Genomic DNA, 23,921 nt, shown 5'->3' on the forward strand with positions numbered 1-23,921 from the left:
AAATTATTATAGTGTGTTATACTACATAAGGTGAAACTACACACACTCTTTGATCTTTAAGGTTGTGCCACTATGGTTCCTTATAGAGTTGATAGGAGTGGAGGAAAAAACAAAGGGAGGTGAATAGCATGTCAGTAATTAGCATGAAAAGCTTATTAGAAGCAGGAGTGCATTTTGGTCATCAAACTAGAAGATGGAACCCAAAAATGGCAGAGTATATTTTTACTGAAAGAAATGGAATCTATATTATAGACTTACAAAAAACTGTTGTAAAAGTAGAAGAAGCTTATGAATTTATTAAAGATGTAGCTGCTGATGGTGGTGAGATTCTTTTTGTTGGGACTAAAAAGCAAGCTCAGGAATCTATTGAAAGTGAAGCAAAAAGATGTGGCATGCATTTTGTAAGCCAAAGATGGCTTGGAGGTATGCTTACAAATTATAAAACTATAAGAAAAAGAATTGAAAGACTTCAACAACTAGAGAAAATGGAAGAAGACGGAACTTTTGACGTACTTCCTAAAAAAGAAGTAATTAAGTTGAAACATGAAGCAGAAAGACTTGAAAAGTTCCTTGGTGGAATAAAAAATATGCAGGGTGTACCAGATGCTTTATTCGTGGTTGACCCAAGAAAAGAAAGAATTGCAGTGAAAGAAGCTAGAATACTTGGAATACCTGTAGTAGGTATAGTGGATACAAACTGCGACCCTGAAGAAGTAGATTTTGTTATACCAGGTAACGATGATGCAATAAGAGCTGTTAAACTACTTACAGAAACTATTGCTAACGCTGTTTTAGAGGGTAAACAGGGTGAACAAATAGAACAATAATAGCAAAGGTAAGGGTTATAGGGGAAACATCCCCTTACTGCTCTTACCTTTTCATTTAAAAAAGGAGGCGTATATAATGGCTATATCAGCAGCTATGGTTAAGGATTTAAGAGAAAGAACAGGAGCTGGAATGCTAGATTGTAAGAAGGCTTTAGAAGAAACAAATGGTGATATAGATAAGGCGATTGATTTACTAAGAGAAAAAGGATTATCACAGGCAGCTAAAAAGGCAGGTAGAATTGCATCTGAAGGTATTGTAGAGTCATACATACACGGAGGCAGAATTGGTGTTTTAATAGAAGTAAATACGGAAACTGACTTTGTTGCTAAAAATGAAGAGTTTAAAACTTTTGTTAAAGACATGGCTATGCAAGTAGCAGCTTCAAATCCTAAGTATATTTCAGTAGAAGAAGTTCCACAGGAGGAAATAGAGAAGGAAAAAGAAATATTAAAGCATCAAGCATTAAATGAAGGAAAGCCAGAGCATATTGCTAATAAAATGGTTGAGGGTAGAATTGAAAAATATTACAAAGAAGTATGCTTATTAGAGCAACCATTTATTAAAGATACAGATGTAACAGTTAAACAATTATTAGCTGAAAAAATAGCTAAAATTGGTGAAAATATTAAAATTAGAAGATTTGTTAGATATCAAGTAGGCGAAGGCTTAGAAAAAAGAGAAGAAAACTTTGCTGAAGAGGTAGCAAGGCAAATTAATGGCTAAATAAATGGAGAACACATAGTGTTCTCCATTTAAATAGATAATAGCGATTTTATTATAATAAGTTTATAAACTATTGAAGGTTTTTTTGACATAATGTAGAATATTTATGCAAGGAGGTTTACATGATAGAGCCCAAGTATAAGAGAATTATTCTAAAACTTAGTGGTGAAGCCTTAGCAGGAGATAAAGGTTTTGGCATTGAAGAGAATACCATTGTCAGTATAGCTAAAGAAATAAAGAAGATACAAGAGATGAATGTTCAAGTTGCTGTAGTAGTAGGAGGAGGAAATTTCTGGAGAGGAAGAAGCTCAGAAGGCATGGATAGGGCCACCTCAGACTATATGGGTATGTTAGGAACTACCATAAATGCACTTGGGTTACAAGATGCTTTAGAGAAAATAGGTGTTGTAACCAGAGTACAAACAGCTATTGAAATGAGGCAAGTTGCTGAGCCGTATATAAGAAGAAGAGCCATAAGACATTTAGAAAAAGGTAGAGTTGTAATTTTCGCTGCAGGTTCAGGCAATCCATTTTTTTCCACAGATACTACGGCTGCTTTAAGGGCTGCTGAGATTGAGGCAGAAGTGATTTTATTAGCTAAAAAAGGTGTAGATGGAGTTTATGATTCAGACCCATGCAAAAATACAAATGCTAAAAAGTTTGAAAAGTTAAAGTATATTGATATTTTAAATTTAGGCCTAGGAATTATGGATTCAACAGCCACATCACTATGTATGGATAACAAAATACCATTAATTGTCTTTGGGATAGATAATCCTGAAAATATAGCAAAGATAATTTATGGTGAGAAAATAGGCACGCAAGTAAGGGAGGAATAATTATGTATCTAGATGTTCATAAGCAGGCTGAAGAAAAAATGAAAAAAACTATTAAGGCGTTTAAGGAAGATCTAAATAGCATAAGGGCAGGTAGAGCCAACCCAACTTTATTAGATAGAATTACTATTGATTATTATGGTACACAGACACCGTTAAACCAAATTTCAAATATTTCTGCACCTGAACCAAGATTGCTTGTAATACAGCCTTGGGATGCTAATGTAATATCACAAATTGAAAAATCAATTTTAAAATCAGATTTAGGACTAAATCCATCAAATGATGGAAAGCTAATTAGATTAGCAATACCGCAATTAACAGAAGAGAGAAGAAAAGAACTTATTAAGGTAGTTAAGAAAAATTCTGAAAATGCAAAAGTTGCTATAAGAAATGGTAGAAGAGAAGCAAATGAACAAATTAAAAAAATGCAAAAGGCTTCTGAACTAACTGAAGATGAGCAAAAACAAGCTGAAGAGCAAATGCAAAAAATTACTGATAAATATATTGAAGAAATCGATAGTATATTAGTACAAAAAGAGAAAGAATTATTGGAGGTATAGTAATACTTGAATAAGTTGGATGTTTTAGGTATGCCAATAAAAGAAGGACTAGTAATATTAGAGGAACTAAGTGATAAAGAAATATTGGTCAAAGAAGCATTAGCCAATAACAAAGATAAAGGAACTATACTTTCAGAGCCTAGAATAATTAGGTGTACTGAATCTACAAATAGTATTGTTGTTGTCGTTAGTTACTTTTAGCCCCCTTCTTATAAAAAGAAGGGGTTTTTAATGGCTGATAAGCTATATGGAGGTAGAATATGAGTATGAATTCAAAAAATATTAATTCTTTATATGATAGTATAGACAAAGATAGACTACCTAAACATGTTGCTATAATAATGGATGGCAATGGTAGATGGGCGAAAAATAGGTTCCTTCCTAGAACAGCGGGTCATAGAGAAGGTGTTGAAAGGGTCAAGGAAATTGTTGAGGTTTCAGGAAACCTAGGCATAGAATTTCTTACCCTATTTGCTTTTTCAACAGAAAACTGGACTAGACCTAAGGAAGAAATAAATGTATTAATGAAACTTTTGGTTGAATACCTTAGAAAAGAATTAAATACCTTACACGATAATAATGTAAAGATAAATATTCTAGGAAATTTAGAAAAATTACCTCAACTACCTAGAGAAGAAGTATATTATGCTATTAATAAGACAAGAAATAATAACAAGATGGTATTAAATATTGCTTTAAACTACGGGGGAAGATCTGAGATAATAAAAGCTATTCAATCTTTAATAAAGGATGTACAAGATGCCCATGTAGCAATAGAAGATATAGACGAGAACATATTTAGTAATTATCTTTTTACATCAAACCAGCCAGATCCAGATTTATTAATTAGACCTAGTGGCGAAAAACGGATAAGTAATTTTTTGTTATATCAAATTGCATATACAGAATTTGTATTTACTGATGTATATTGGCCTGAGTTTACTAAAGAAGAGTTTTATAAATCAATAATAGAGTTCCAAAGTAGAAAACGCAGATTTGGAGGAGTATAGGTGGATTATGAAAACTAGAATTATATCAGGAGTAATTGGTTTTTTAATTCTTTTTACAGTAGTTTTAATGGGAGGTCCTTTATTAATTGTTTCTGGATTATTAATTTCCCTTATTGGGCTATATGAGTTTAATAATGCAATGAATAAGATTAATGGGCTAAAACCTATTAAATGTATTAATTACATATTTACAATTATCCTATATATCTTAATAGTGATTGATAAACAAAATTTGTTTATGCTACTATTAGGTGCATATACTATATCACTATTATGTATTTTAGTTATTGATAATAAAACAAAAATAGGTGATATAGCCATAACTGCTTTAGGAGCATTGTACATACCATTTTTAATTTCTCATATAACTTTATTAAGTGGAAGTATCTATATATGGATTGTATTTATTACCGCATGGGGAACAGATACCTTTGCGTATTTTGTTGGTGTAACTATTGGGAAAAGAAAACTATGTCCAAATTTAAGCCCTAATAAAAGTATAGAAGGATCTATTGGAGGTATACTTGGTTCATTAAGTGTAACTCTATTGTTTTCATACTACTTTAAACTTGAAAGCATATTTATATTAGCTATCTTAAGTATTGTATGTTCAATATTAGCTCAATTTGGAGATTTAACTGCTTCTAGAATTAAGAGATTGGCTAATATAAAAGATTTTGGAAATATTATGCCTGGCCATGGTGGCATTTTAGATAGATTTGATAGCATACTTTTTACTGCTCCAATAGTATATTATTATATGGTTATTTTTGTGCTGGTATAATATTTATTTGATATTTAAATATATGTTACATAGAAACGTGACGAAACAAGGAGTGGTATTTTGAAGGAGATAAGCATATTAGGCTCAACTGGTTCAATAGGAACTCAAGCTTTAGATGTAATAAGAAAAACTAAGGAATATAAAGTTATAGCTTTGACTACAAATATAAATATAGATTTATTGGAAAAACAAGCTCTAGAGTTTAAACCTAAACTTGTTACTGTTATGGATCAAAAAAAATCTATTATTTTAAGGGATAGATTAAAAGGGTATAATATTAAAGTAGCATCAGGAGATGAAGGATTAATAGAAGCTGCTACTTTAGAAGATACTAAAGTTGTTATTAATTCAGTTGTAGGCATGATTGGTTTAATACCTACCTTAGAAGCTATAAAAGCTGGTAAAAAAATTGCTCTTGCAAACAAAGAAACTTTAGTCACTGCTGGTGAAATAGTTATGAGGGAAGCCTTAAAACATAAAACAGAAATATTACCAGTAGACAGTGAACATTCTGCTATTTTTCAATGCTTGAAAAGCGGTAATCAAAACGAAATTTCTAGACTAATACTAACAGCTTCAGGAGGACCATTTAGAGGCAAGAAAACAAATGATTTATTAAATATTAAAGTAGAAGATGCACTTAAGCATCCTAACTGGGAAATGGGAAGAAAAATAACCATAGATTCTGCAACTCTTATGAATAAAGGATTAGAGATAATAGAAGCAAAATGGTTATTTGATGTGGAAATAGATAAAATAGATGCAGTAGTACATCCTCAGAGCATTATTCATTCAATGGTAGAATTTGTTGATGGAAGCATTATAGCTCATATGGGAGTACCAGATATGAGAATACCAATTCAGTATGCATTGTCACATCCTATAAGAACAAAAAATGAAATTAATAAACTCGATTTTAATACCTTAAAAGAGCTTACATTTGAAAGGGCAGATATTGAAACCTTCCCATGTCTAGATTTAGCTTATAAAGCTATTAATGCTGGTGGTAGTATGCCGGCGGTATTGAATGCATCAAACGAAGTAGCTGTAGAATTATTCTTAAATAATAAAATTAGTTTTCTTAAAATACCTGAGATTATTAGCAATGTTATGGATTTGCATAGAAACATTTTAAATCCAACATTAGACGATATTTTAGAAAGCGATAATTGGGCAAGGGAAACAGCTATGCATAAAACATGTTTATAAGGGTGGTGTAAAAAATTGCAAACAGCATTAGCAACAATTTTTGTTTTTTTTATAGTAGTACTATTTCACGAGTTTGGGCATTTTATTGTTGCCAAATTATCTGGTATAAAAGTACACGAGTTTGCAATAGGAATGGGACCTAAATTATTTAAAATAAACAAAGGTGAAACAGATTATAGTTTAAGACTTTTACCTATTGGTGGGTACGTAAAAATGGAAGGAGAAGATGAATATTCAAATGATGCTAGAAGTTTTAGCAAAAAATCTATTAGAATAAGAATGGCAGTTATTGCTGCAGGTGCAATAATGAATTTTGTCTTAGCTATTATTGTGTTTAGTATTTACTCTTTCTATATTGGAGTACCTACTACTACAATAGATAACGTGACAGAAGGCTTACCTGCTTATGAAGCTGGGCTTAGAAAAGGAGATACTATCATTACTATTGACAATTATAAGGTTAATAATTGGGAAGATGTAAAAAGTGCTATTAACGCTTCAAATGGACTAGAAATAAGAGTAACTGTTCTAAGAAATGAAAAAGAGCAATTTTTTTCAATAAAACCTATAATTGAAAAAAAAGATAATAGGCTTATTATTGGTATTTATCCTGAAATGGAGAGATCTTTAATATTATCAATAAAAAACGGCTTTGAAAATGTTATTCTAGTTTTAGGATTAATGTTTCAATTTTTTGTTATGCTCTTTAAAGGAAAAGTAAGTAGCGGTGATATATCAGGCCCAATAGGGATTGTATATCTTGTAGGGGAAGCAGCTAAATCTGGAACCCTCTATGTATTATATGTAGCTGGATTTATAAGTATCAACCTTGGATTTTTTAACCTATTACCTATACCTGCATTAGATGGGAGTAGATTAGTATTTCTTCTAATTGAATTGGTAAGAGGGAAGCCAGTTAATCCAGAAAAAGAAGGGTTTGTACACTTTGTAGGCTTAGTATTACTAATGGCTTTAATGCTAGTGGTAGCATATAAGGATATAATAAAGTTTAATGTTTTTAGGTGGTGAAGCTATGAGAAGAGAGAGCAGAGAGTTATTATTGGGGAAAGTCGGGGTTGGTGGTTGCCATCCAATAACTGTTCAGTCTATGACTAATACAGATACAAGAGATATAGAAAAGACTGTTATTCAAATATTAGAGCTTGAAAGTCAAGGCTGTGATATAGTTCGTGTTGCTGTTCCAGACATGGAAGCTGCACAAGCAATTAAAAAAATAAAATCCAGAATTAATATTCCCCTTATAGCTGATATACACTTTGACTATAGACTTGCTATAGAAGCTGTGATAAATGGAGTAGATGGTCTTAGAATTAATCCAGGCAATATAGGTTCAAAAGATAAAGTAAGAGAGGTAGTATCTGCTTGTAAAGACAGACAAATACCAATAAGAATTGGAGTTAATTCAGGTTCAATTAAGCGAGAAGTCATTGAAAAATTTAATGGAATAAATGAAAATTCTATGGTTTTTAGTGCCTTAGAACATGTTAGGATATTAGAAGAGGTAAATTATAACAATATTAAAATTTCCTTAAAGGCAACGGATGTAGCTTTAACTGTAAATGCATATAAAAAAGCTGCAGAAGTAATAGACTATCCACTTCATATTGGAATTACTGAAGCTGGTACTCCATGGAGCGGAACTATTAAATCCTCAATAGGTATTGGTTCCCTATTGCTTATGGGAATAGGTGATACTATAAGAGTATCTCTTACGGGAAATCCTGTTGAAGAAGTCAAGGTAGGAAAGCAAATATTGAGAACTTTAGGATTACTTAAAGACAAAATAGAAATAATATCATGTCCAACTTGTGGCAGAACTCAAATTGATTTAATAAATATTGTAAAGCAAGTTGAGGAAAGAATAGGAAATATTTCAAAGCCTATTAAGGTTGCGATAATGGGTTGTGCAGTAAACGGACCTGGCGAAGCTAGGGAAGCAGATTTAGGCATAGCAGGCGGTGCTGGCTGTGGACTTATTTTTAAAAAAGGCCAGATTATAAAAAAAGTAGAAGAAGATAAATTGCTTGATGAGCTAGTTAATGAAATAAATAAACTATAGAGAAAATTAAGGTGATTTAATGCACTCTGTAACAGCTATTATACCAGCATTTAATGAGGAGAGAACCATTGGTGATGTAATAAAAGTACTACAAAGAGTTAATTTAATAGATAAAATCATTGTTGTAAGTGATGGTTCAGTTGATAGCACAGTAGATATTGCTAAAAAACACGAAGTAGAAATCGTAGAACTACGAGATAATATAGGCAAGGGTGGGGCATTAAGAAAAGGAGTAGATGCTTCACTTTCAGAGATTATGCTTTTTGTAGATGCAGATTTAATAGGGCTAAAGGAACAACATATAGTTGAATTATTACTTCCTATTCTTAAGGGAGAAGTAGATATGACAATAGGAGTATTTAAGAGCGGAAGATTCACGACGGATTTAGCTCAGAGGGTAGCCCCATATCTTTCAGGTCAAAGAGCAATTAAGAGATATATTATTGAAAATATTCCTAATATTGATATTACAAGATTTGGAGTCGAGATTGCTTTAACTAAATATGTAACAAATAACAACATAAAATACAAGGAAGTGTTTTTAGAAAATCTTACTCATGTAATGAAGGAGGAGAAACTTGGATTAATTAAAGGTTTTGCTTCAAGACTTAAAATGTACTGGGACATTGTAAAAATAATGACAACTAAAGAAAGGTGATAACATGCTATCTGTTCAGCAGATTGCGTTTAGATTGATACTTTCCGTAGCTTTATCAGGAATTATTGGAGTAGAGAGGGAAATTATTAAAAGACCTGCAGGTCTTAGAACTCACATTTTAGTATGTGTAGGCTCTACTCTTGTTATGCTTACCTCTATACATATATTTTACACTTTTAAACCATTAACCACATTACAGCCAGATAGATTAGGCGCGCAAGTTATTAGTGGAATAGGTTTTCTAGGTGCAGGCACAATCATTAGACAAGGGGATACTGTTAGAGGACTTACTACTGCTGCTAGTCTGTGGGCTGTAGCATGTATAGGTATTGCTATAGGAGCAGGTTTTTATATAGGTGCCGTAATTGCGGTATTACTGGTATTTATTACATTATCTTCATTTGCAATCATTGAGAAAGGTATTAAAAATAAAAGAAATTATTTAAATCTAAAAATTACTTCAATAAATAAACCTGGTCAGCTCGGTAAGGTATGTCGGATAGTTGGAGACTTAGGTGGCAATATCATGAATATTGAATTAGAGCATGAGGAAGACCAAATGGAAATAATAAATTTAATAATTATGCTCCCTAATATTTCTGTAAAAAAAGAATTAATAGATAAACTAAAGGATGAAGATGGGGTTATTGAAGTGTTAAATAGATCATAGTATAAGGGGGTAATACGTAGTATGACCTTACATAAGAATAAAACTCTTAAGGACTTTATTAGAGATATAGGTGTTAATAATGAAGATGAATTCTTGACCAACATAATTATAAAAAGGGTTTTAATAAACACTAAGAGCAGAACCTTAAATCTCTTTTTAAAGTCAAACAATATAGTACCAAATGAAATAATAAGTAAAATTAAACAAATCTTATTAGGAAAATTTGAAGGACTAGAAGATGTAATTTGTTCCATAGATTATAAAGACATTATTGATAATGATGAAAATTCTTTAATTAATACGTACATGGATAACATACTGGAATTAATTAAACAAGCCATACCTTCGAGCTTAGGGTGGCTAGATACAATTACTTGGAGCTTCAAGGACAAAGTATTAGATATTTCTGTTGGAAGCGAACTAGGCCTAGTAGCTTTACATAATAAAATTATGGACAAACAAATTGAAGGTTTAATAAAGAAAGAGCTCCATATAGACATTAGAGTTAAATTCAATTATATTGAAAGTAATCATTTATCTGAAGAAGAACATTATAAGATTAAAGAATTTGAAGAAAACAAAATGCTTGAGGATTTAAATTTAGAGCAAGAATCCAATGAAAAGACAATTAATACAAATAAAAATAAAACTACAAATAAAAAAGGAAACGGAAACATAATTTATGGTAATAAAATTGATAAGGATATAGTGAAAATTTCATCTATTAATATAGATTCTGGAAGTGTAACTATAGAGGGAGAAATATTCGATATAGAATGTAGGGAAATAAAGGGAGATAGAAAGATATATACCTTTAATATTACTGATTTATCTAGCTCTATTACTGTAAAAGTCTTTGCAAATAAAAAGGCTCAAGAAAGTTTAGAACCTAATTTGAAAGATAAATTATATGTAAGAGCTTCTGGAGATGTTATATATGATAATTATATAAAGCAAACAATACTTAATTTAAAGTCTTTAGAGCTAGCTGAAAAGAAAGAAAGATTCGATGACAGCCATGAAAAAAGAGTTGAGCTACATTGTCACTCAAAAATGAGTGCTATGGACGGAGTATCTAGCTTTATTGATATAGCAAAAAAGGCTTCAGAATGGGGACATAAAGCTTTAGCTATTACTGATCATGGTATTGTCCAAGCTTATCCTGAAGGTATGGATGCAGCAAAAAAATTTGGAATAAAGGTACTGTATGGAGTAGAGGGGTATTTAGTTAATGATACTAAGCCCATAGTAATCAATCATAAGTCTCAAAACTTAGATACTGAATTTACTGTTTTTGATATTGAAACTACTGGACTTTCAAGTAAAAATGATAAAATCACTGAAATTGGAGCAGTCAAAATATTTAATGGACAAATTATTGATACCTTTAGTCAGCTAGTAAATCCCAATGTAAAAATACCAGATAGAATAGTTGAGTTGACAGGTATAACTGATGAACTTGTAAGGGATAAACCTACCATTGACGAAGTCATGCCAAAATTTCTTGATTTTATAGGTGATAGCGTATTAGTAGCTCATAATGCTTCCTTTGACATTGGATTTATTAGAGAAAACTGTAATCTTTTAAGATTAAAATTTGATTATACTTACTTAGATACTTTACAGCTTTCACGGGAGTTATTTCCAGAGCTAAAAAGTCATAGATTAAACATCCTTGCTAAACACTTGCATATTAAGCTTGAAAATCATCATAGAGCTGTTGATGATTCGGAAGCAACGGCAAAAATATTTACCAATTTAATCCAAATGCTAAAAGAAAAAGAAGTTTCAAAATTAGAAGAAATAAATTATATATTTGAAGGAAATAAAAATATTAAATCTAATAATACCTTCCATATAATAATATTTGCAAAAAACCAAACTGGCCTTAGAAACTTATATAAAATAATATCAGAGTCTCATTTAGATTATTTTCATAGAACACCTAGAATACCAAAATCGTTATTAATCAAATATAGAAAAGACCTAGTAATAGGAACTGCTTGTGAAGCAGGAGAATTGTATAGGGCTATTTTGTCTAACAGCTCAAAAGATGAGATTGAAGAAATAGTAAAGTTTTATGATTTTCTAGAAATTCAACCTATTTCAAACAATATGTTTTTAGTAGATAACCAATCTGTAAGAGATGTGGAAGAGCTAAAATCCATAAATAAAAATATAGTTAAGTTAGGCGAAGTATTTGACAAACCTGTTGTGGCTACAGGAGATGTTCATTTTTTAGAACCGCATGAGGAAATATATAGACGAATACTTTTAACTGGTCAAGGTTTTTCTGATGCAGATAAACCATTGCCATTATACTTTAGAACGACAAATGAAATGTTAGAGGAATTCAATTATTTAGGAGAAGAAAAAGCTAAAGAAGTTGTTATATACAACACAAATCTAATATCAGACATGATAGAGGAAATAACTCCTATTCCTGATGGAACTTATCCTCCAATTATTGAAGGCTCAGAAGATGAGCTTAGAACTATGAATTATAAAAAGGCAAAAGAAATTTATGGGGACCCTTTACCAGAAATAGTACAGGCAAGGTTAGATAGGGAGCTAAACTCTATAATTTCAAATGGATATGCTGTAATGTACATTATAGCTCAAAAGCTAGTTTCTAAATCATTAAGTGATGGTTATCTTGTAGGCTCTAGAGGTTCAGTTGGGTCATCATTTGTAGCAACAATGAGTGATATAACAGAGGTAAATCCTTTGCCTCCACATTATGTGTGTACAAATTGTAAAAATAGTGAATTTATATTAGATGGCTCCATAAGCTCAGGAGTGGACCTTCCTGACAAGACTTGTCCAAAATGTGGGACTAAATATAAAAAGGATGGACAAGATATACCATTTGAAGTTTTTTTAGGTTTTGAAGGAGATAAGGAGCCTGATATTGACCTTAACTTTGCTGGAGAATATCAATCTATAGCTCATCAATATACAGAAGAATTGTTTGGAAAGGGATATGTTTTTAGGGCTGGTACAATAGGTACTATTGCAGAGAAAACAGCTTATGGTTTTGTAAAAAAATATTTTGAAGAGAAAAATATTCCTATTAATAATGCTGAAATTAATCGCTTAGTTAAGGGATGTACTGGTATCAAAAGGACATCAGGTCAGCATCCGGGAGGGATAATGGTTGTACCAAATTACAAAGAGATATATGATTTTACTCCTATCCAGTATCCAGCAGATGATAGTAAGTCTGGTGTAATCACTACCCATTTTGACTATAATTCCATTAGTGGTAGAATTCTTAAGCTTGACATACTTGGACATGATGTGCCCAGTATAATTAAAATGCTAGAGGATATAACTGGTGTTAACGCTCAGAGTATTTCTTTAGACGATGAAACTACTTTAAAACTATTTACTAGTACAGAACCTTTGGGTGTTACTAAAGAAGAAATTAATTCAGAAGTTGGCACTCTTGGAATCCCAGAATTTGGGACAAAATTCGTTCGTCAGATGCTCATAGATACACAGCCTACAACTTTTGGAGAACTCGTAAGAATAAGTGGACTATCACATGGTACAGATGTTTGGATAAATAATGCTCAAGATTTAGTTAGAAATGGTATTGCAAGGTTAAGTGAGGTTATATCTACCAGAGATGACATTATGCTATATTTAATATACAATGGTCTAGATAAGAAAAGATCTTTTAAGATAATGGAGGGAGTAAGAAAAGGTAGAGGCTTAACTAAAGAAGATGAAGATTATATGAGAGAAAACAATATTCCTGATTGGTACATTCAATCATGTAATACTATTAAATATATGTTTCCAAAAGCTCATGCTGTAGCTTATGTTATGATGTCTTTTAGAATAGCATATTTTAAAGTTCATTATCCAAAGGCTTTTTATGCTACTTATTTTACTACTAAGGCATTGGATTTTGATGCGGAACTTGTTTTAAAAGGTAAAGAAGTAGTAGAAAAAAAGATTGAAGAACTTGAAGACATGGGAAACAATAAAACTGCAAAAGAAAAAAACTTATTGACTGTATTAGAAGTAGTATTAGAAATGTATGCTAGAGGCTTTGAATTTGAAAGAGTTGATTTATATAAATCCGACAGTGATAAGTTTTTGATTGGAGAAAAGGGCTTAATTCCACCTCTTAAATCACTTCAAGGAGTTGGAGAGAATGCTGCAAGAAATATTGCGGAAGAAAGAGTGAAAAGAGACTTTTTATCATTAGAAGATTTATCTAGTAGATGCAAAGTTACGAAAACTGTTATAGAGGCATTAGAAGTTCATGGCTGTTTAAAGGGCATGCCTGAAAGTAACCAACTATCTTTATTTAATATTTGATTTTTGGAAAAAACTATGATAGACTTAGAGGTAAATAAACGTGTGCATCAAGAGTGGGTCTCCCCACTCTTACTTTATTATATTGCCTAGTTTAGAATAAACTAAGTTATTTTATGGCAAAATATGAATGTATATTTACTTGGAGGTGAAAAAATGAAAAAAAATGTTCTTGAAGACATGGTTACCAAAATGGTACTTCCAATATTAGATAATTATGAGTTTGAATTAGTTGATTTAGAATATACTAAAGAAGGTCCTCACTTTTACTTGAAGGTATTTATTGATAAACCAGGTGGAATAACTATAGATGATTGCCAAAAGGTTAGTGAACAATTAAGCGAATTACTTGATGAAAAAGATCCAATAGATGACAATTATTTTTTAGAGGTATCTTCTCCTGGACTAGATAGACCTTTAAAAAAGGATAAAGATTTAGAAAAAAGCATTGGTAAAGATATAGAAATAAGCTTATATAAACAAGTGGATGGAAAGAAAAAATACATAGGTAGACTTACAAAATTCGATGAAAAAAGTATACTTATAAGTGATGAAAAAGAAAATATTATAGAGATAGATAGAGAGATTATCTCTAAGATTAATTTAGCAATTAAATTTTAATGGGAGGTTAGAGGGGATATGAAAGCCGAATTTATTGAGGCTCTTGAAGAAATAGAAAAAGAGAAAGGTATTTGCAAAGAGATAATATTTGATGCATTAGAAGCGGCACTTATTTCTGGTTATAAAAAGAACTTTGGTTCTTCACAAAATGTTGAGGTCAAAATAGATAAATTAAGTGGAGAAGTAAGGGTCTATGCTAAGAAAAATATAGTTCCTACTGTAGAGGATGAACTATTGGAGATTAGCTTAGATGATGCAAAAGAGATAGATGCAAACTATAATATTGATGATATAGTCAATGTAGAGATTACACCTAAAAATTTTGGAAGAATTGCTGCTCAAACAGCTAAGCAAGTGGTAATGCAAAAAATAAAAGAAGCTGAGAGAGAAATAGTTTTTGATGAATTTACAAATAGAGAAAATGAAATTATTACTGGTCTAGTGCAAAGAGTAAGTAAAAACAATGTTTTTGTAAACCTTGGTAAGACAGAAGGCATATTGGCACCAAGTGAACAAATTCAAGGGGAAGTATACAACCAAGGTGATAGAATAAAAGCATATATTTTAGAAGTTAAAAAGACTACCAAAGGTCCACAAATATTATTATCAAGAACTCATCCTGGTCTTGTTAAAAGACTATTTGAGCTAGAAGTTCCTGAAATACAAGAAGGAATTGTGGACATTTATAGTATAGCTAGAGAAGCAGGTTCTAGAACTAAAATAGCTGTTTATTCAAATGATGAAAATGTTGATCCTGTTGGTGCCTGTGTCGGATTTAAAGGTGCTAGGGTAAAAGCTATAGTAGATGAACTTAAGGGAGAAAAAATAGACATAATAAATTGGAGTAAAGACATGGGAGAATTTCTTTCAAACAGCTTAAGCCCAGCTAAGGTAATAAAAGTAGATGTAGATGAAAAGGGAAAATCAGCATTAGTAGTTGTGCCGGATTATCAATTATCGTTAGCAATAGGTAAAGAAGGTCAAAACGCTAGGCTAGCTGCAAAATTAACTGGTTGGAAGATAGACATAAAAAGCGAAAGCCAGATAGACAATTAATTTCTGCAAGGAGTGCGATAAAAATGAAGGTAAAAAAAATACCTCTTAGAAAATGCATAGGTTGTTCAGAGGGAAAACCTAAACGTGAGCTTATAAGGATAGTAAAAAATAAAGATGGTCATATCTTTGTTGACTTAACTGGAAAAGCAAACGGAAGAGGAGCCTACATTTGTAAAAACGTTGAATGTTTAGAAAAGGCACAAAAAACTAAAAGGCTTAATAAGGCTTTAGAGGTTGAAATTCCTGACAAGGTATATGAAGACTTGTTGAAGGAGATTAGATAGATGAAAAAGCTTTTATCAATGCTCGGCATAGGACGAAAGGCTGGGCTAATAGTATCAGGTGAGATGGGTTGTATTCATTCGTTAAAAGATGATAGTTCTAAGTTATTAATCATAGCTTTAGATGCTTCAGATAATACTAAAAACAAGTTTAAAGCTTTATGCAATAATAAAAATATTACTTACGTTGAAATAGGTTCAAAAGCAGAGCTTGGTTTAGCTATTGGGAAAGGAATTACATCGGTTATATCCATAAACGATGAAGCATTTTCAAAAGCTTTATATAAAATAATTGATGAGATTATCACCTGTAAATAATATGGGGGTGTATAGTTTGACTAAAGTAAGAGTATATGAGTTAGCTAAAGAGTTAGGAATATCAAATAAAGAATTAGTAAATAAATTAAACGAACTAGATATTAAGGTAGGAAATCATATGAGTTCAATAGAGGCAGAGGAAGCAGAATTGGTTAAAGAATTTATTTCAAGTGAGGAAGAAGAGAAAGACAATTTACATGAGGAATCTTCTGATATAAATAAGAAAAAGAAAAGTAGTAATACTAAGCCTAAAAAAGCTAACGATGCTGATAAAAAAGCGAATACTAGTAAAAAAAATTATCAACCTGAAAAAAAATCAGGTGAGGAGAGCAATGTTAATATTAATGTTAATATTATTGAAGTAGGAAATAAGATTCAAGTTAAAGATTTAGCCGAAAAAATTAATATTTCACCTAATAAATTGATTTCTAAGTTGATTAATTTTGGAGTAATGGCAGGAATTAACCAAGAAATTGATTTTGATACTGCAAGTATAATTGCTTCAGAATTTAATTATGAGTTAAGGTTAGACAAAAAAACAGACGAGGAAGAAAGTAAGGACAAATCATATGATAGTTTAGACTTTGAAGATCCAGAAGAAAGCTTACAATTAAGGCCACCTGTAGTTACTGTCATGGGCCACGTAGATCATGGTAAAACTTCTCTTTTAGATGCTATAAGAGAAACTAATGTTACACAGAAAGAGGCAGGAGGCATTACTCAGCATATTGGAGCTTCAGCTGTAACAATTAATAACAAAAAGGTTGTTTTATTAGACACACCTGGCCATGAGGCCTTTACTTCCATGAGAGCTAGAGGGGCACAAATAACAGATATTGCAATAGTTGTGGTTGCAGCTGATGATGGTGTAATGCCTCAAACTATTGAAGCCATTAACCATGCTAAAGCTGCAAATATTCCAATAATAGTGGCTATTAATAAAGTTGACAAGTCTGAAGCCAATCCAGATAGGGTAAAGCAAGAGCTAACAGAACACGGTCTTGTGCCAGAGGACTGGGGCGGAGATACAATTTTTGTACCTGTATCAGCTCTTAAGAGAATGGGAATTGATGAATTATTGGAAATGATTCTTTTAGTTGCAGAAATGCAAGAACTAAAAGCCAATCCAAATAGAAAAGCAATGGGAACAATAATAGAAGCTAAGTTAGATAAAGGCAGAGGACCAGTAGCCACTGTCCTAGTTCAGAAGGGTAGTCTTTCCATAGGAGATGCTGTAGTAGCTGGAGCAGCATATGGTAGGGTAAGAGCTATGCTTGATGATAGAGGAAAGAGAGTAAAAAAAGTGGGCCCTTCAACTCCAGTAGAAATATTGGGATTGTCTGAAGTTCCAGAGGCAGGAGAGCATTTATATGTAGTTGAAGATGATAAAAAAGCAAGAGAAGTAGCTACGCGTAGAAAAGAAGTAATTAGAAATGAGCAATTAAAAGTAAACCAGAAAGTTTCTCTAGAGGATTTATTTGAAAGAATAAAACAAGGAGAAGTTAAAGACTTAAACATAATTATTAAAGCTGATGTAAAAGGTTCTATTGAGGCAGTTAAACAGTCTTTAGAAAAATTAAGCACTGATGAAGTTAAGGTAAATCCAATTCATGGAGGAGTAGGTGCAATAACTGAAAGTGACATAATGCTTGCATCTGCATCAAATGCTATAGTTATTGGATTTAATGTAAGACCTACAAATACTGCAATGGAAATTGCAAACAAAGAAAATGTTGATGTTAGAACATATAGAGTTATTTATACTGCAATTGAAGATATTGAAGCTGCTATAAAGGGTATGCTAACCCCTGAATATAAAGAAGTAGTTCTTGGAAGAGCAGAGATTAGAGCTACTTTTAAAGTCCCAAATGTAGGTGTTGTTGCTGGAGTATATGTACAGCAAGGAAAAATATTAAGAAATGCAAAGATTAGACTTCTAAGAGACAATATTGTAATACATGAAGGCTCTATTTCCTCTCTTAAGAGATTTAAGGATGATGTAAGAGAATTATTGAGTGGATATGAAGGCGGATTAGGCATTGATGGATACAATGATGTAAAAGAAAGTGATGTAATAGAAGCATATACCTTTGAAGAAATACAAAAATAGTATTATAATGCAAAGGGAAAAGGATTGGTGATTTTATGAGCTTAAAAAGAATAGGTAGAATTTCTGAAGAAATAAAAAGAATAGTTAGTAATGTAATAATGACTGAGCTAAAAGATCCTAGAATTTCCTCTATGACAAGCGTTACCTTAGTAGAAGTAACAAGAGACTTAAGATATGCAAAAATATATATCAGCGTACTAGGCAACGAAAGTGAAATTAGTGACACTATTAAAGGTCTTGAAAGCAGCAAAGGATTTATAAGAAAAGAAATAGGTAAAAATCTTAATTTAAGATATACACCTGAACCCATGTTTTATTTAGATAAATCTATAGAACACGGGTTTCAAATATCTAAGATTTTAAACGAGATAAAAAGTGATGAGAAGAAGGGGAAAGATGGGGATGAATAATTACAGTGAATTGCTTCTAAAAGCCATCTCTGTAATTGAGAATTATGATAATATATGCATCACTTCTCATGTGAATCCAGACGGAGACAGTATAGGTTCTGTTTTGGCTTTAGGGTTAGTGATTAAAAAAAAGTTCAATAAGCATATTACAATGCTTGTACCCGATAAAGTGCCTAACAACTTAACGTTTTTACCTGGAATTGATTTAATTGAAACAGATTTAATTGGACAAAAAGTGGATTTGTTTATTGCTTTAGATTGCGGGGATGAAAACAGACTTGGGGTTGAAAAGAGCCTACTTGAATCTGTAAGCGTGGTAATCAATATTGATCATCATATAACAAATACTGATTTTGGTCATATAAATATTGTCAATCCAAAGGCTAGCTCAACTGGGGAAATAGTTTATGACCTAATTAATCATATGAATGTGGAATTAGATAAAGATATAGCAACATGTATCTATACTGCAATCTCTAGTGATACAGGGAGCTTTAAATACGACAACACTACATCTAAAACTCATATGATAGCTTCTAAGCTGCTTGATGCTCGTATAGATACTAACATTATCAATACTAATCTTTACCAATCTAGAAGTATAGAAAAAACGAATTTGCTAGTAGCTAGCCTTAATACATTAGAGTTTTTCAATAATAAAAAGATTGGCTTGGCAATGATTACAAAAAAAATGCTAGAAGAATCTAATGCTACATCTGAAGAAACAGACTTTGTTGTAAACTTCATAAGAGATATTGACATTGTAGAAGTAGCGTGTATTTTAAAAGAAATAGATAATAATACAATAAAGATAAGCTTTAGGTCAAAAAAGCATGTAGATGTATCTCAAATTGCAAAATCATTTAATGGTGGAGGACATGCAAAAGCATCAGGCTGCACAATATATATGAATATCGAAGAGGGAAAGCAGCTAGTTTTAGAAGAAATAGTGAAGGCATTTAGGTGATGATAATATGAATGGGATTATTAATGTTTTAAAGCCGCCTGGAATGACATCTCATGATGTAGTAAATTTTATTAGAAAGACAATTAATATTAAAAGAGTAGGGCACACCGGCACCTTAGATCCTAATGCCGCTGGTGTGCTACCTATTTGTATAGGTAAGGCTACAAGGGTCGTTCAATATTTTGATGATTTTAATAAGGTGTATAGAGCAGAGCTAACACTTGGATATGAAACGGACACTCAGGATAAATATGGAGAGGTTATTAATAAATTAGAGACTTATAACGTAACCTATCAGGATATTGAAAGGGTATTTAACAAGTTTAAAGGGAAAATTAAACAAATACCTCCTATGTATTCTGCAATAAAATACAATGGTAAAAAGCTATATGAACTGGCACGAGAAGGGAAAACCATTGAAAGGCAGCCAAGAGAAATAATTATACATGATTTAAAAATATTGAAAAACTATGATAACAAAAGAATAATGTTTGATGCTAATTGTTCTAAGGGTACATATATTAGGACTTTATGCAATGACCTAGGCAGAGAGATAGGAGCTTTAGGTTGCATGACATTTTTGTTAAGAAAAGAAGTTGGAGACTTTAAGATTGAGGACTCATATACTCTTGAAGAAATAAAAGAGTATGCAAATGCTCAAAGGCTAGCAGACATTGTTTTGCCTATAGATAGTGCCCTTAAGCATTATAGCCACATTGAAGTAGATAAAGGCTATTTTCAAATATTGAAAAATGGTGGAAAAATAAAGCTTGATAACAACCATATTAAAAGCTTTAGCAATAATAATAAAAAATCAACTAGAGTATATTGCAATGAAAAATTTATAGGAATAGGCTTAATTGAAAAAGATAATATATATACAATATTAAAAATGGACAAAGTTTTTTTGTAAAGGTGATAAATAATGAAAATTGAATCATTTAAATTTAGCGAGGAGTATGCAAATACAGCGGTTGCACTTGGAAACTTCGATGGTTTACATTTAGGCCACCAATATTTAATTGAGGAAATGAAAAAAAGTGCTAGGGAAAAAAACCTTACTACTTCTGTTTTTACATTTAACAATGACACATTAGTTAAGTTTAAAACTAATAAATCTAACAATATATTGACAAGCAATGACCAAAAAATTTCATTACTTGAAGATATGGGAGTAGAAATATTGTATATAGTTGATTTTACTGAAAGCCTAATGCATATGACACCCTATGAGTTCGTAAAGAATATTATTGTTGAAGAATTAAGGGCCAAGCTTGTAGTAATAGGTTTTGACTATAGATTTGGATATAAAGCCCAAGGAGATGGAGAATTTTTAAAAAAAGCTGGAGAAGAATTTGGTTTTGAAGTTCATATCATCCAGCCAATAACTAAAGATAATAATATAATCAGTAGCTCCTATATTAGAGAATTAATCAATGAAGGACTAATTCGAGAAGCAAATACGTTACTAGGAAGACCCTTTACCATTAGTGGAACTGTTATTAAGGGGAAGGGACGTGGTAAAGGCTTAGGCTTTGCCACAGCTAATCTAAAGCTAAGTACAGATTATCAAATACCTAGACTCGGTGTTTATAAAACACACACCCATGTCAATGGCAAAAAATATTTAAGTGTGACTAATGTAGGCAATAATCCAACATTTAATGATGCAGGATTTAGTTTTGAGACCCATATAATAGATTTCAATGAAGATATATATGGTAAAAAGATAGAGGTCTTATTTGATGATTTTATTAGAGATGAAATAAAATTTTCAAACAAAGATGAGTTAATAAATCAAGTGATGGATGATATAAAAAAAACAATAGAGAGCAATTAAATATTTACAACTTATTTAGTATATGGTACAATTAGGTTTGATGATACCTTATGCTATGTTTATTGTAGCCTCGACGATATACTTGGCTTAAGGTGTAGCCTAAAATTAAGGAGGAATAAATAATGAATTTAAGTAAAGAAGAAAAAACAAGAATTATTGAAGAGTATAGAACACATGAAGGTGATACAGGTTCACCTGAGGTTCAAATTGCTATTTTAACACACAGAATTAACAAACTAAATGAACATTTAAAGGCTCATAAAAAGGACCATCATTCAAGAAGAGGATTACTTAAAATGGTAGGTCAAAGAAGAGGTCTTCAAAACTATTTAGAAAAAACAGACATTGAAAGATATCGTAACCTAATACAAAGATTAGGATTGAGACGTTAATAAGAGCGGGGGAATACCCGCTCTATTGCTTTATAAGTCATAATAATTATTTTTATTCGAGGCAATAATAATTAGTATGTAATAATAGTACATAATAAAGGAGGTAGAACATGGAAAGAACTTTTGAAAGCATATTAGGTGGTAGAAAATTATCAGTTACCACTGGAAAAATTGCTGAACAAGCAGGAGGAGCATGTTTAGTTAGATACGGAGATACAGTTGTACTAGCAACAGCTACTGCTTCAAAGGAGCCAAGAGAAGGAATTGATTTTTTCCCATTAAGTGTGGATTATGAAGAGCGTCTTTATGCTGCTGGAAAAATACCTGGTGGATTTATAAAGAGAGAAGGAAAACCTAGCGAAAAAGCTATCCTCACGTCAAGACTTATTGACAGACCAATAAGACCATTATTTCCTGATGATTATAGGAATGACGTACAGGTAATAGCAACAGTGCTATCTGTTGATCCTGATTGCACTCCAGATATTGTTTCGATGATAGGAGCATCTATTGCTCTAACAATATCAGATATTCCTTTTAATGGCCCTACAGGCTCAGTATCTGTTGGTTTAATAGATAATAAATTTATTATTAATCCAACCTGTGAGCAGCGAAATAAATCTATATTAAGCTTAGTGGTATCAGGAACCGAAGAAGCAGTTATGATGGTTGAAGCAGGTGCTAACGAAATAGATGAGGCAGTTATGTTAGATGCTATAATAACTGGACATGAGGAAATCAAGCAAATATGTAAATTCATAAACCAGATACAAGAAGAGGTAGGAAAAGAAAAGAAAGATTATAAGGTTTTTCAGGTAGACAAAGAAATAGATGTAGAGGTTAGAGAATATACTAAAGAAAAAATGTCTGATGCTATTAAAACAGTTGATAAGCAGGAAAGACAAGAAAATATGGATAAGGTAAAAGCTGAAGCCGTTGAGTATTTCTTAGAGAAGTATCCTGAGAACATCAAAGATATTGAGGAAATACTTTACAATATTATTAAAGAAGAAGTAAGAAGACTAATCATAGAAGAAGGAATTAGGCCAGATAACAGAAAAGTTGATGAGATAAGAAAAATTACTAGTGAAGTAGGATTACTACCAAGAACCCATGGCTCTGGATTGTTTACTAGAGGACAGACTCAAGTTTTAACAGTTGCAACCTTGGGTGCAGCAGGAGATGCTCAGGTAATTGATGGTCTTGGAGAAGAAGAAGAAAAAAGATATATGCATCATTACAATTTCCCTCCATATAGTGTTGGAGAAACAAGATTTTTAAGAGGACCTGGTAGAAGAGAAATTGGACATGGTGCTTTAGCTGAGAGAGCATTAGAGCCTGTAATTCCTAGTATAGAAGAATTCCCTTATACAATAAGACTAGTATCAGAAGTAGTGAGCTCAAATGGCTCTACATCACAGGCAAGTGTTTGTGGTAGTACCTTAGCATTATTAGATGCAGGAGTTCCTATTAGTTCTCCAGTAGCGGGTATAGCAATGGGATTAATGAAATCAGAAGAAAAAGTAGCTATATTAACTGATATCCAAGGTATGGAAGACTTTTTAGGAGACATGGATTTTAAAGTTGCAGGAACAGAAAAAGGCATAACAGCAATACAAATGGATATAAAAATAGCAGGAATAGATAGAGATATATTAAAAGAAGCATTGGAAAAAGCAAAACAAGGCAGACTGCATATACTTAACAAAATGAATGAAGTTATTTCTCAGCCAAGAAAAGAGTTATCTCCATATGCACCTAGAATACTAACCATGACAGTAAATCCAGACAAAATTAGAGACATTATAGGACCGGGCGGAAAAGTAATTAACAAGATAATTGACGAAACAGGAGTTAAAATTGATATCGAAGATGATGGAAAAGTAATAATTGCAGCAGAAAATATTGAGTCTGGTAGAAAAGCTCTTGAAATGATAGAGAAAATAGTAGAAGAAATAGAGGTTGGCAAAATATATCTAGGTAAAGTAACTAGAATAATGGCTTTTGGTGCTTTTGTAGAGGTGCTAAATGGGAAAGAAGGCTTAGTTCATATATCGAATATAGCTAGAGAAAGAGTAAATAAAGTAGAGGATGTTTTATCTGTAGGAGATGAAATATTAGTAAAAGTAACTGAAATAGACAATCAGGGTAGAGTAAATCTTTCAAGAAAAGATGCACTACCAAAGGAAGAACCAAAAGAAAATGAAAAAAGATAAGGACATGAGCCAAAAGGTTT

General features: G+C 31.9%; 24 protein-coding genes. All 24 read left to right on the forward strand.

What is annotated here, in order from left to right; all coding sequences use genetic code 11:
- The first annotated feature begins 128 nt into the window (after nucleotides 1-128).
- Nucleotides 129-827, forward strand: coding sequence for a 30S ribosomal protein S2 (gene rpsB, locus BLV37_RS04915; protein ID WP_091728081.1), 699 nt, complete (start codon nucleotides 129-131; stop codon nucleotides 825-827).
- 76 nt (nucleotides 828-903) lie between these two features.
- Nucleotides 904-1,551, forward strand: coding sequence for a translation elongation factor Ts (gene tsf / locus BLV37_RS04920; RefSeq protein WP_091728083.1), 648 nt, complete (start codon nucleotides 904-906; stop codon nucleotides 1,549-1,551).
- Between the two features lie 122 nt (nucleotides 1,552-1,673).
- The gene (gene pyrH / locus BLV37_RS04925) at nucleotides 1,674-2,390 is read left to right on the forward strand and encodes a UMP kinase (protein WP_091728086.1); all 717 of its coding nucleotides are present in this window, start codon (nucleotides 1,674-1,676) and stop codon (nucleotides 2,388-2,390) included.
- A gap of 2 nt (nucleotides 2,391-2,392) precedes the next feature.
- Nucleotides 2,393-2,950 (forward strand): ribosome recycling factor, encoded by a 558-nt coding sequence (gene frr / locus BLV37_RS04930; RefSeq protein WP_091728088.1) that lies wholly within the window; start codon nucleotides 2,393-2,395, stop codon nucleotides 2,948-2,950.
- 6 nt (nucleotides 2,951-2,956) lie between these two features.
- Entirely contained in the window at nucleotides 2,957-3,151 is a 195-nt protein-coding gene (locus BLV37_RS04935) for a hypothetical protein (RefSeq protein ID WP_091728091.1), read from the forward strand.
- 59 nt (nucleotides 3,152-3,210) lie between these two features.
- Complete coding sequence (locus BLV37_RS04940) at nucleotides 3,211-3,960, forward strand: undecaprenyl pyrophosphate synthase (RefSeq protein WP_091728093.1); 750 nt, start codon at nucleotides 3,211-3,213, stop codon at nucleotides 3,958-3,960.
- A gap of 7 nt (nucleotides 3,961-3,967) precedes the next feature.
- The gene (locus BLV37_RS04945; protein WP_091728095.1) at nucleotides 3,968-4,744 is read left to right on the forward strand and encodes a phosphatidate cytidylyltransferase; all 777 of its coding nucleotides are present in this window, start codon (nucleotides 3,968-3,970) and stop codon (nucleotides 4,742-4,744) included.
- A 60-nt stretch (nucleotides 4,745-4,804) separates the two neighbouring features.
- Nucleotides 4,805-5,953: a 1-deoxy-D-xylulose-5-phosphate reductoisomerase gene (locus BLV37_RS04950; RefSeq protein WP_091728097.1), complete on the forward strand. Its 1,149-nt coding sequence runs from the start codon at nucleotides 4,805-4,807 to the stop codon at nucleotides 5,951-5,953.
- Between the two features lie 15 nt (nucleotides 5,954-5,968).
- On the forward strand, nucleotides 5,969-6,982 hold the full coding sequence (gene rseP, locus BLV37_RS04955) for an RIP metalloprotease RseP (protein WP_091728100.1): 1,014 nt from the start codon (nucleotides 5,969-5,971) through the stop codon (nucleotides 6,980-6,982).
- A complete protein-coding gene (gene ispG / locus BLV37_RS04960; protein ID WP_280140110.1) occupies nucleotides 6,966-8,033 on the forward strand; it encodes a flavodoxin-dependent (E)-4-hydroxy-3-methylbut-2-enyl-diphosphate synthase in 1,068 nt (355 codons plus the stop codon). The genes rseP and ispG overlap by 17 nt, the downstream gene beginning before the upstream one ends.
- Nucleotides 8,034-8,052: 19 nt before the next feature.
- On the forward strand, nucleotides 8,053-8,691 hold the full coding sequence (locus tag BLV37_RS04965; RefSeq protein ID WP_091728105.1) for a glycosyltransferase family 2 protein: 639 nt from the start codon (nucleotides 8,053-8,055) through the stop codon (nucleotides 8,689-8,691).
- A gap of 4 nt (nucleotides 8,692-8,695) precedes the next feature.
- Complete coding sequence (locus BLV37_RS04970; protein ID WP_091728108.1) at nucleotides 8,696-9,361, forward strand: MgtC/SapB family protein; 666 nt, start codon at nucleotides 8,696-8,698, stop codon at nucleotides 9,359-9,361.
- A gap of 21 nt (nucleotides 9,362-9,382) precedes the next feature.
- On the forward strand, nucleotides 9,383-13,693 hold the full coding sequence (locus BLV37_RS04975) for a PolC-type DNA polymerase III (protein ID WP_091728109.1): 4,311 nt from the start codon (nucleotides 9,383-9,385) through the stop codon (nucleotides 13,691-13,693).
- A gap of 153 nt (nucleotides 13,694-13,846) precedes the next feature.
- Entirely contained in the window at nucleotides 13,847-14,311 is a 465-nt protein-coding gene (gene rimP, locus BLV37_RS04980) for a ribosome maturation factor RimP (RefSeq protein ID WP_091728112.1), read from the forward strand.
- 18 nt (nucleotides 14,312-14,329) lie between these two features.
- Nucleotides 14,330-15,367, forward strand: coding sequence for a transcription termination factor NusA (nusA, locus tag BLV37_RS04985; RefSeq protein WP_091728115.1), 1,038 nt, complete (start codon nucleotides 14,330-14,332; stop codon nucleotides 15,365-15,367).
- A gap of 23 nt (nucleotides 15,368-15,390) precedes the next feature.
- Nucleotides 15,391-15,651 carry an RNase P modulator RnpM gene (gene rnpM, locus BLV37_RS04990; RefSeq protein WP_091728133.1) on the forward strand — a complete coding sequence of 87 codons (261 nt, stop codon included), beginning with the start codon at nucleotides 15,391-15,393 and terminating at the stop codon, nucleotides 15,649-15,651.
- Nucleotides 15,652-15,966, forward strand: a complete 315-nt coding sequence (locus BLV37_RS04995) for a L7Ae/L30e/S12e/Gadd45 family ribosomal protein (RefSeq protein WP_091728136.1) — start codon at nucleotides 15,652-15,654, stop codon at nucleotides 15,964-15,966.
- Nucleotides 15,967-15,982: 16 nt separating this feature from the next.
- On the forward strand, nucleotides 15,983-18,076 hold the full coding sequence (infB, locus tag BLV37_RS05000) for a translation initiation factor IF-2 (RefSeq protein WP_176967878.1): 2,094 nt from the start codon (nucleotides 15,983-15,985) through the stop codon (nucleotides 18,074-18,076).
- A gap of 35 nt (nucleotides 18,077-18,111) precedes the next feature.
- Nucleotides 18,112-18,486 carry a 30S ribosome-binding factor RbfA gene (gene rbfA / locus BLV37_RS05005; RefSeq protein ID WP_091728139.1) on the forward strand — a complete coding sequence of 125 codons (375 nt, stop codon included), beginning with the start codon at nucleotides 18,112-18,114 and terminating at the stop codon, nucleotides 18,484-18,486.
- Nucleotides 18,479-19,453, forward strand: coding sequence for a DHH family phosphoesterase (locus BLV37_RS05010; RefSeq protein ID WP_091728142.1), 975 nt, complete (start codon nucleotides 18,479-18,481; stop codon nucleotides 19,451-19,453). Before rbfA ends, BLV37_RS05010 begins: the two co-directional genes overlap by 8 nt.
- 7 nt (nucleotides 19,454-19,460) lie before the next feature.
- Nucleotides 19,461-20,366 carry a tRNA pseudouridine(55) synthase TruB gene (gene truB, locus BLV37_RS05015; RefSeq protein WP_091728145.1) on the forward strand — a complete coding sequence of 302 codons (906 nt, stop codon included), beginning with the start codon at nucleotides 19,461-19,463 and terminating at the stop codon, nucleotides 20,364-20,366.
- A gap of 12 nt (nucleotides 20,367-20,378) precedes the next feature.
- Complete coding sequence (locus BLV37_RS05020; RefSeq protein ID WP_091728149.1) at nucleotides 20,379-21,293, forward strand: bifunctional riboflavin kinase/FAD synthetase; 915 nt, start codon at nucleotides 20,379-20,381, stop codon at nucleotides 21,291-21,293.
- 122 nt (nucleotides 21,294-21,415) lie between these two features.
- Complete coding sequence (gene rpsO, locus BLV37_RS05025; RefSeq protein WP_091728152.1) at nucleotides 21,416-21,685, forward strand: 30S ribosomal protein S15; 270 nt, start codon at nucleotides 21,416-21,418, stop codon at nucleotides 21,683-21,685.
- A 110-nt stretch (nucleotides 21,686-21,795) separates the two neighbouring features.
- Nucleotides 21,796-23,901, forward strand: a complete 2,106-nt coding sequence (gene pnp / locus BLV37_RS05030) for a polyribonucleotide nucleotidyltransferase (protein ID WP_091728155.1) — start codon at nucleotides 21,796-21,798, stop codon at nucleotides 23,899-23,901.
- Nucleotides 23,902-23,921: the final 20 nt, after the last annotated feature.

This window comes from Proteiniborus ethanoligenes (assembly GCF_900107485.1).
In the GTDB taxonomy this organism is placed as follows: Bacteria; Bacillota; Clostridia; order Tissierellales; family Proteiniboraceae; genus Proteiniborus; species Proteiniborus ethanoligenes.

What these genes read in the sequence shown, in the direction of transcription:
- BLV37_RS04965 (WP_091728105.1), top strand. Translation starts at nt 8,053, where the DNA reads ATGCACTCTGTAACAGCTATTATACCAGCATTTAATGAGGAGAGAACC.
- BLV37_RS05010 (WP_091728142.1), top strand. Translation starts at nt 18,479, where the DNA reads ATGAATAATTACAGTGAATTGCTTCTAAAAGCCATCTCTGTAATTGAG.
- rpsB (WP_091728081.1), top strand. Translation starts at nt 129, where the DNA reads ATGTCAGTAATTAGCATGAAAAGCTTATTAGAAGCAGGAGTGCATTTT.
- rpsO (WP_091728152.1), top strand. Translation starts at nt 21,416, where the DNA reads ATGAATTTAAGTAAAGAAGAAAAAACAAGAATTATTGAAGAGTATAGA.
- BLV37_RS04975 (WP_091728109.1), top strand. Translation starts at nt 9,383, where the DNA reads ATGACCTTACATAAGAATAAAACTCTTAAGGACTTTATTAGAGATATA.
- nusA (WP_091728115.1), top strand. Translation starts at nt 14,330, where the DNA reads ATGAAAGCCGAATTTATTGAGGCTCTTGAAGAAATAGAAAAAGAGAAA.
- rbfA (WP_091728139.1), top strand. Translation starts at nt 18,112, where the DNA reads ATGAGCTTAAAAAGAATAGGTAGAATTTCTGAAGAAATAAAAAGAATA.
- ispG (WP_280140110.1), top strand. Translation starts at nt 6,966, where the DNA reads ATGTTTTTAGGTGGTGAAGCTATGAGAAGAGAGAGCAGAGAGTTATTA.
- rimP (WP_091728112.1), top strand. Translation starts at nt 13,847, where the DNA reads ATGAAAAAAAATGTTCTTGAAGACATGGTTACCAAAATGGTACTTCCA.
- pnp (WP_091728155.1), top strand. Translation starts at nt 21,796, where the DNA reads ATGGAAAGAACTTTTGAAAGCATATTAGGTGGTAGAAAATTATCAGTT.
- BLV37_RS04970 (WP_091728108.1), top strand. Translation starts at nt 8,696, where the DNA reads ATGCTATCTGTTCAGCAGATTGCGTTTAGATTGATACTTTCCGTAGCT.
- truB (WP_091728145.1), top strand. Translation starts at nt 19,461, where the DNA reads ATGAATGGGATTATTAATGTTTTAAAGCCGCCTGGAATGACATCTCAT.
- tsf (WP_091728083.1), top strand. Translation starts at nt 904, where the DNA reads ATGGCTATATCAGCAGCTATGGTTAAGGATTTAAGAGAAAGAACAGGA.
- BLV37_RS04940 (WP_091728093.1), top strand. Translation starts at nt 3,211, where the DNA reads ATGAGTATGAATTCAAAAAATATTAATTCTTTATATGATAGTATAGAC.
- frr (WP_091728088.1), top strand. Translation starts at nt 2,393, where the DNA reads ATGTATCTAGATGTTCATAAGCAGGCTGAAGAAAAAATGAAAAAAACT.
- pyrH (WP_091728086.1), top strand. Translation starts at nt 1,674, where the DNA reads ATGATAGAGCCCAAGTATAAGAGAATTATTCTAAAACTTAGTGGTGAA.
- BLV37_RS05020 (WP_091728149.1), top strand. Translation starts at nt 20,379, where the DNA reads ATGAAAATTGAATCATTTAAATTTAGCGAGGAGTATGCAAATACAGCG.
- BLV37_RS04945 (WP_091728095.1), top strand. Translation starts at nt 3,968, where the DNA reads ATGAAAACTAGAATTATATCAGGAGTAATTGGTTTTTTAATTCTTTTT.
- BLV37_RS04995 (WP_091728136.1), top strand. Translation starts at nt 15,652, where the DNA reads ATGAAAAAGCTTTTATCAATGCTCGGCATAGGACGAAAGGCTGGGCTA.
- rnpM (WP_091728133.1), top strand. Translation starts at nt 15,391, where the DNA reads ATGAAGGTAAAAAAAATACCTCTTAGAAAATGCATAGGTTGTTCAGAG.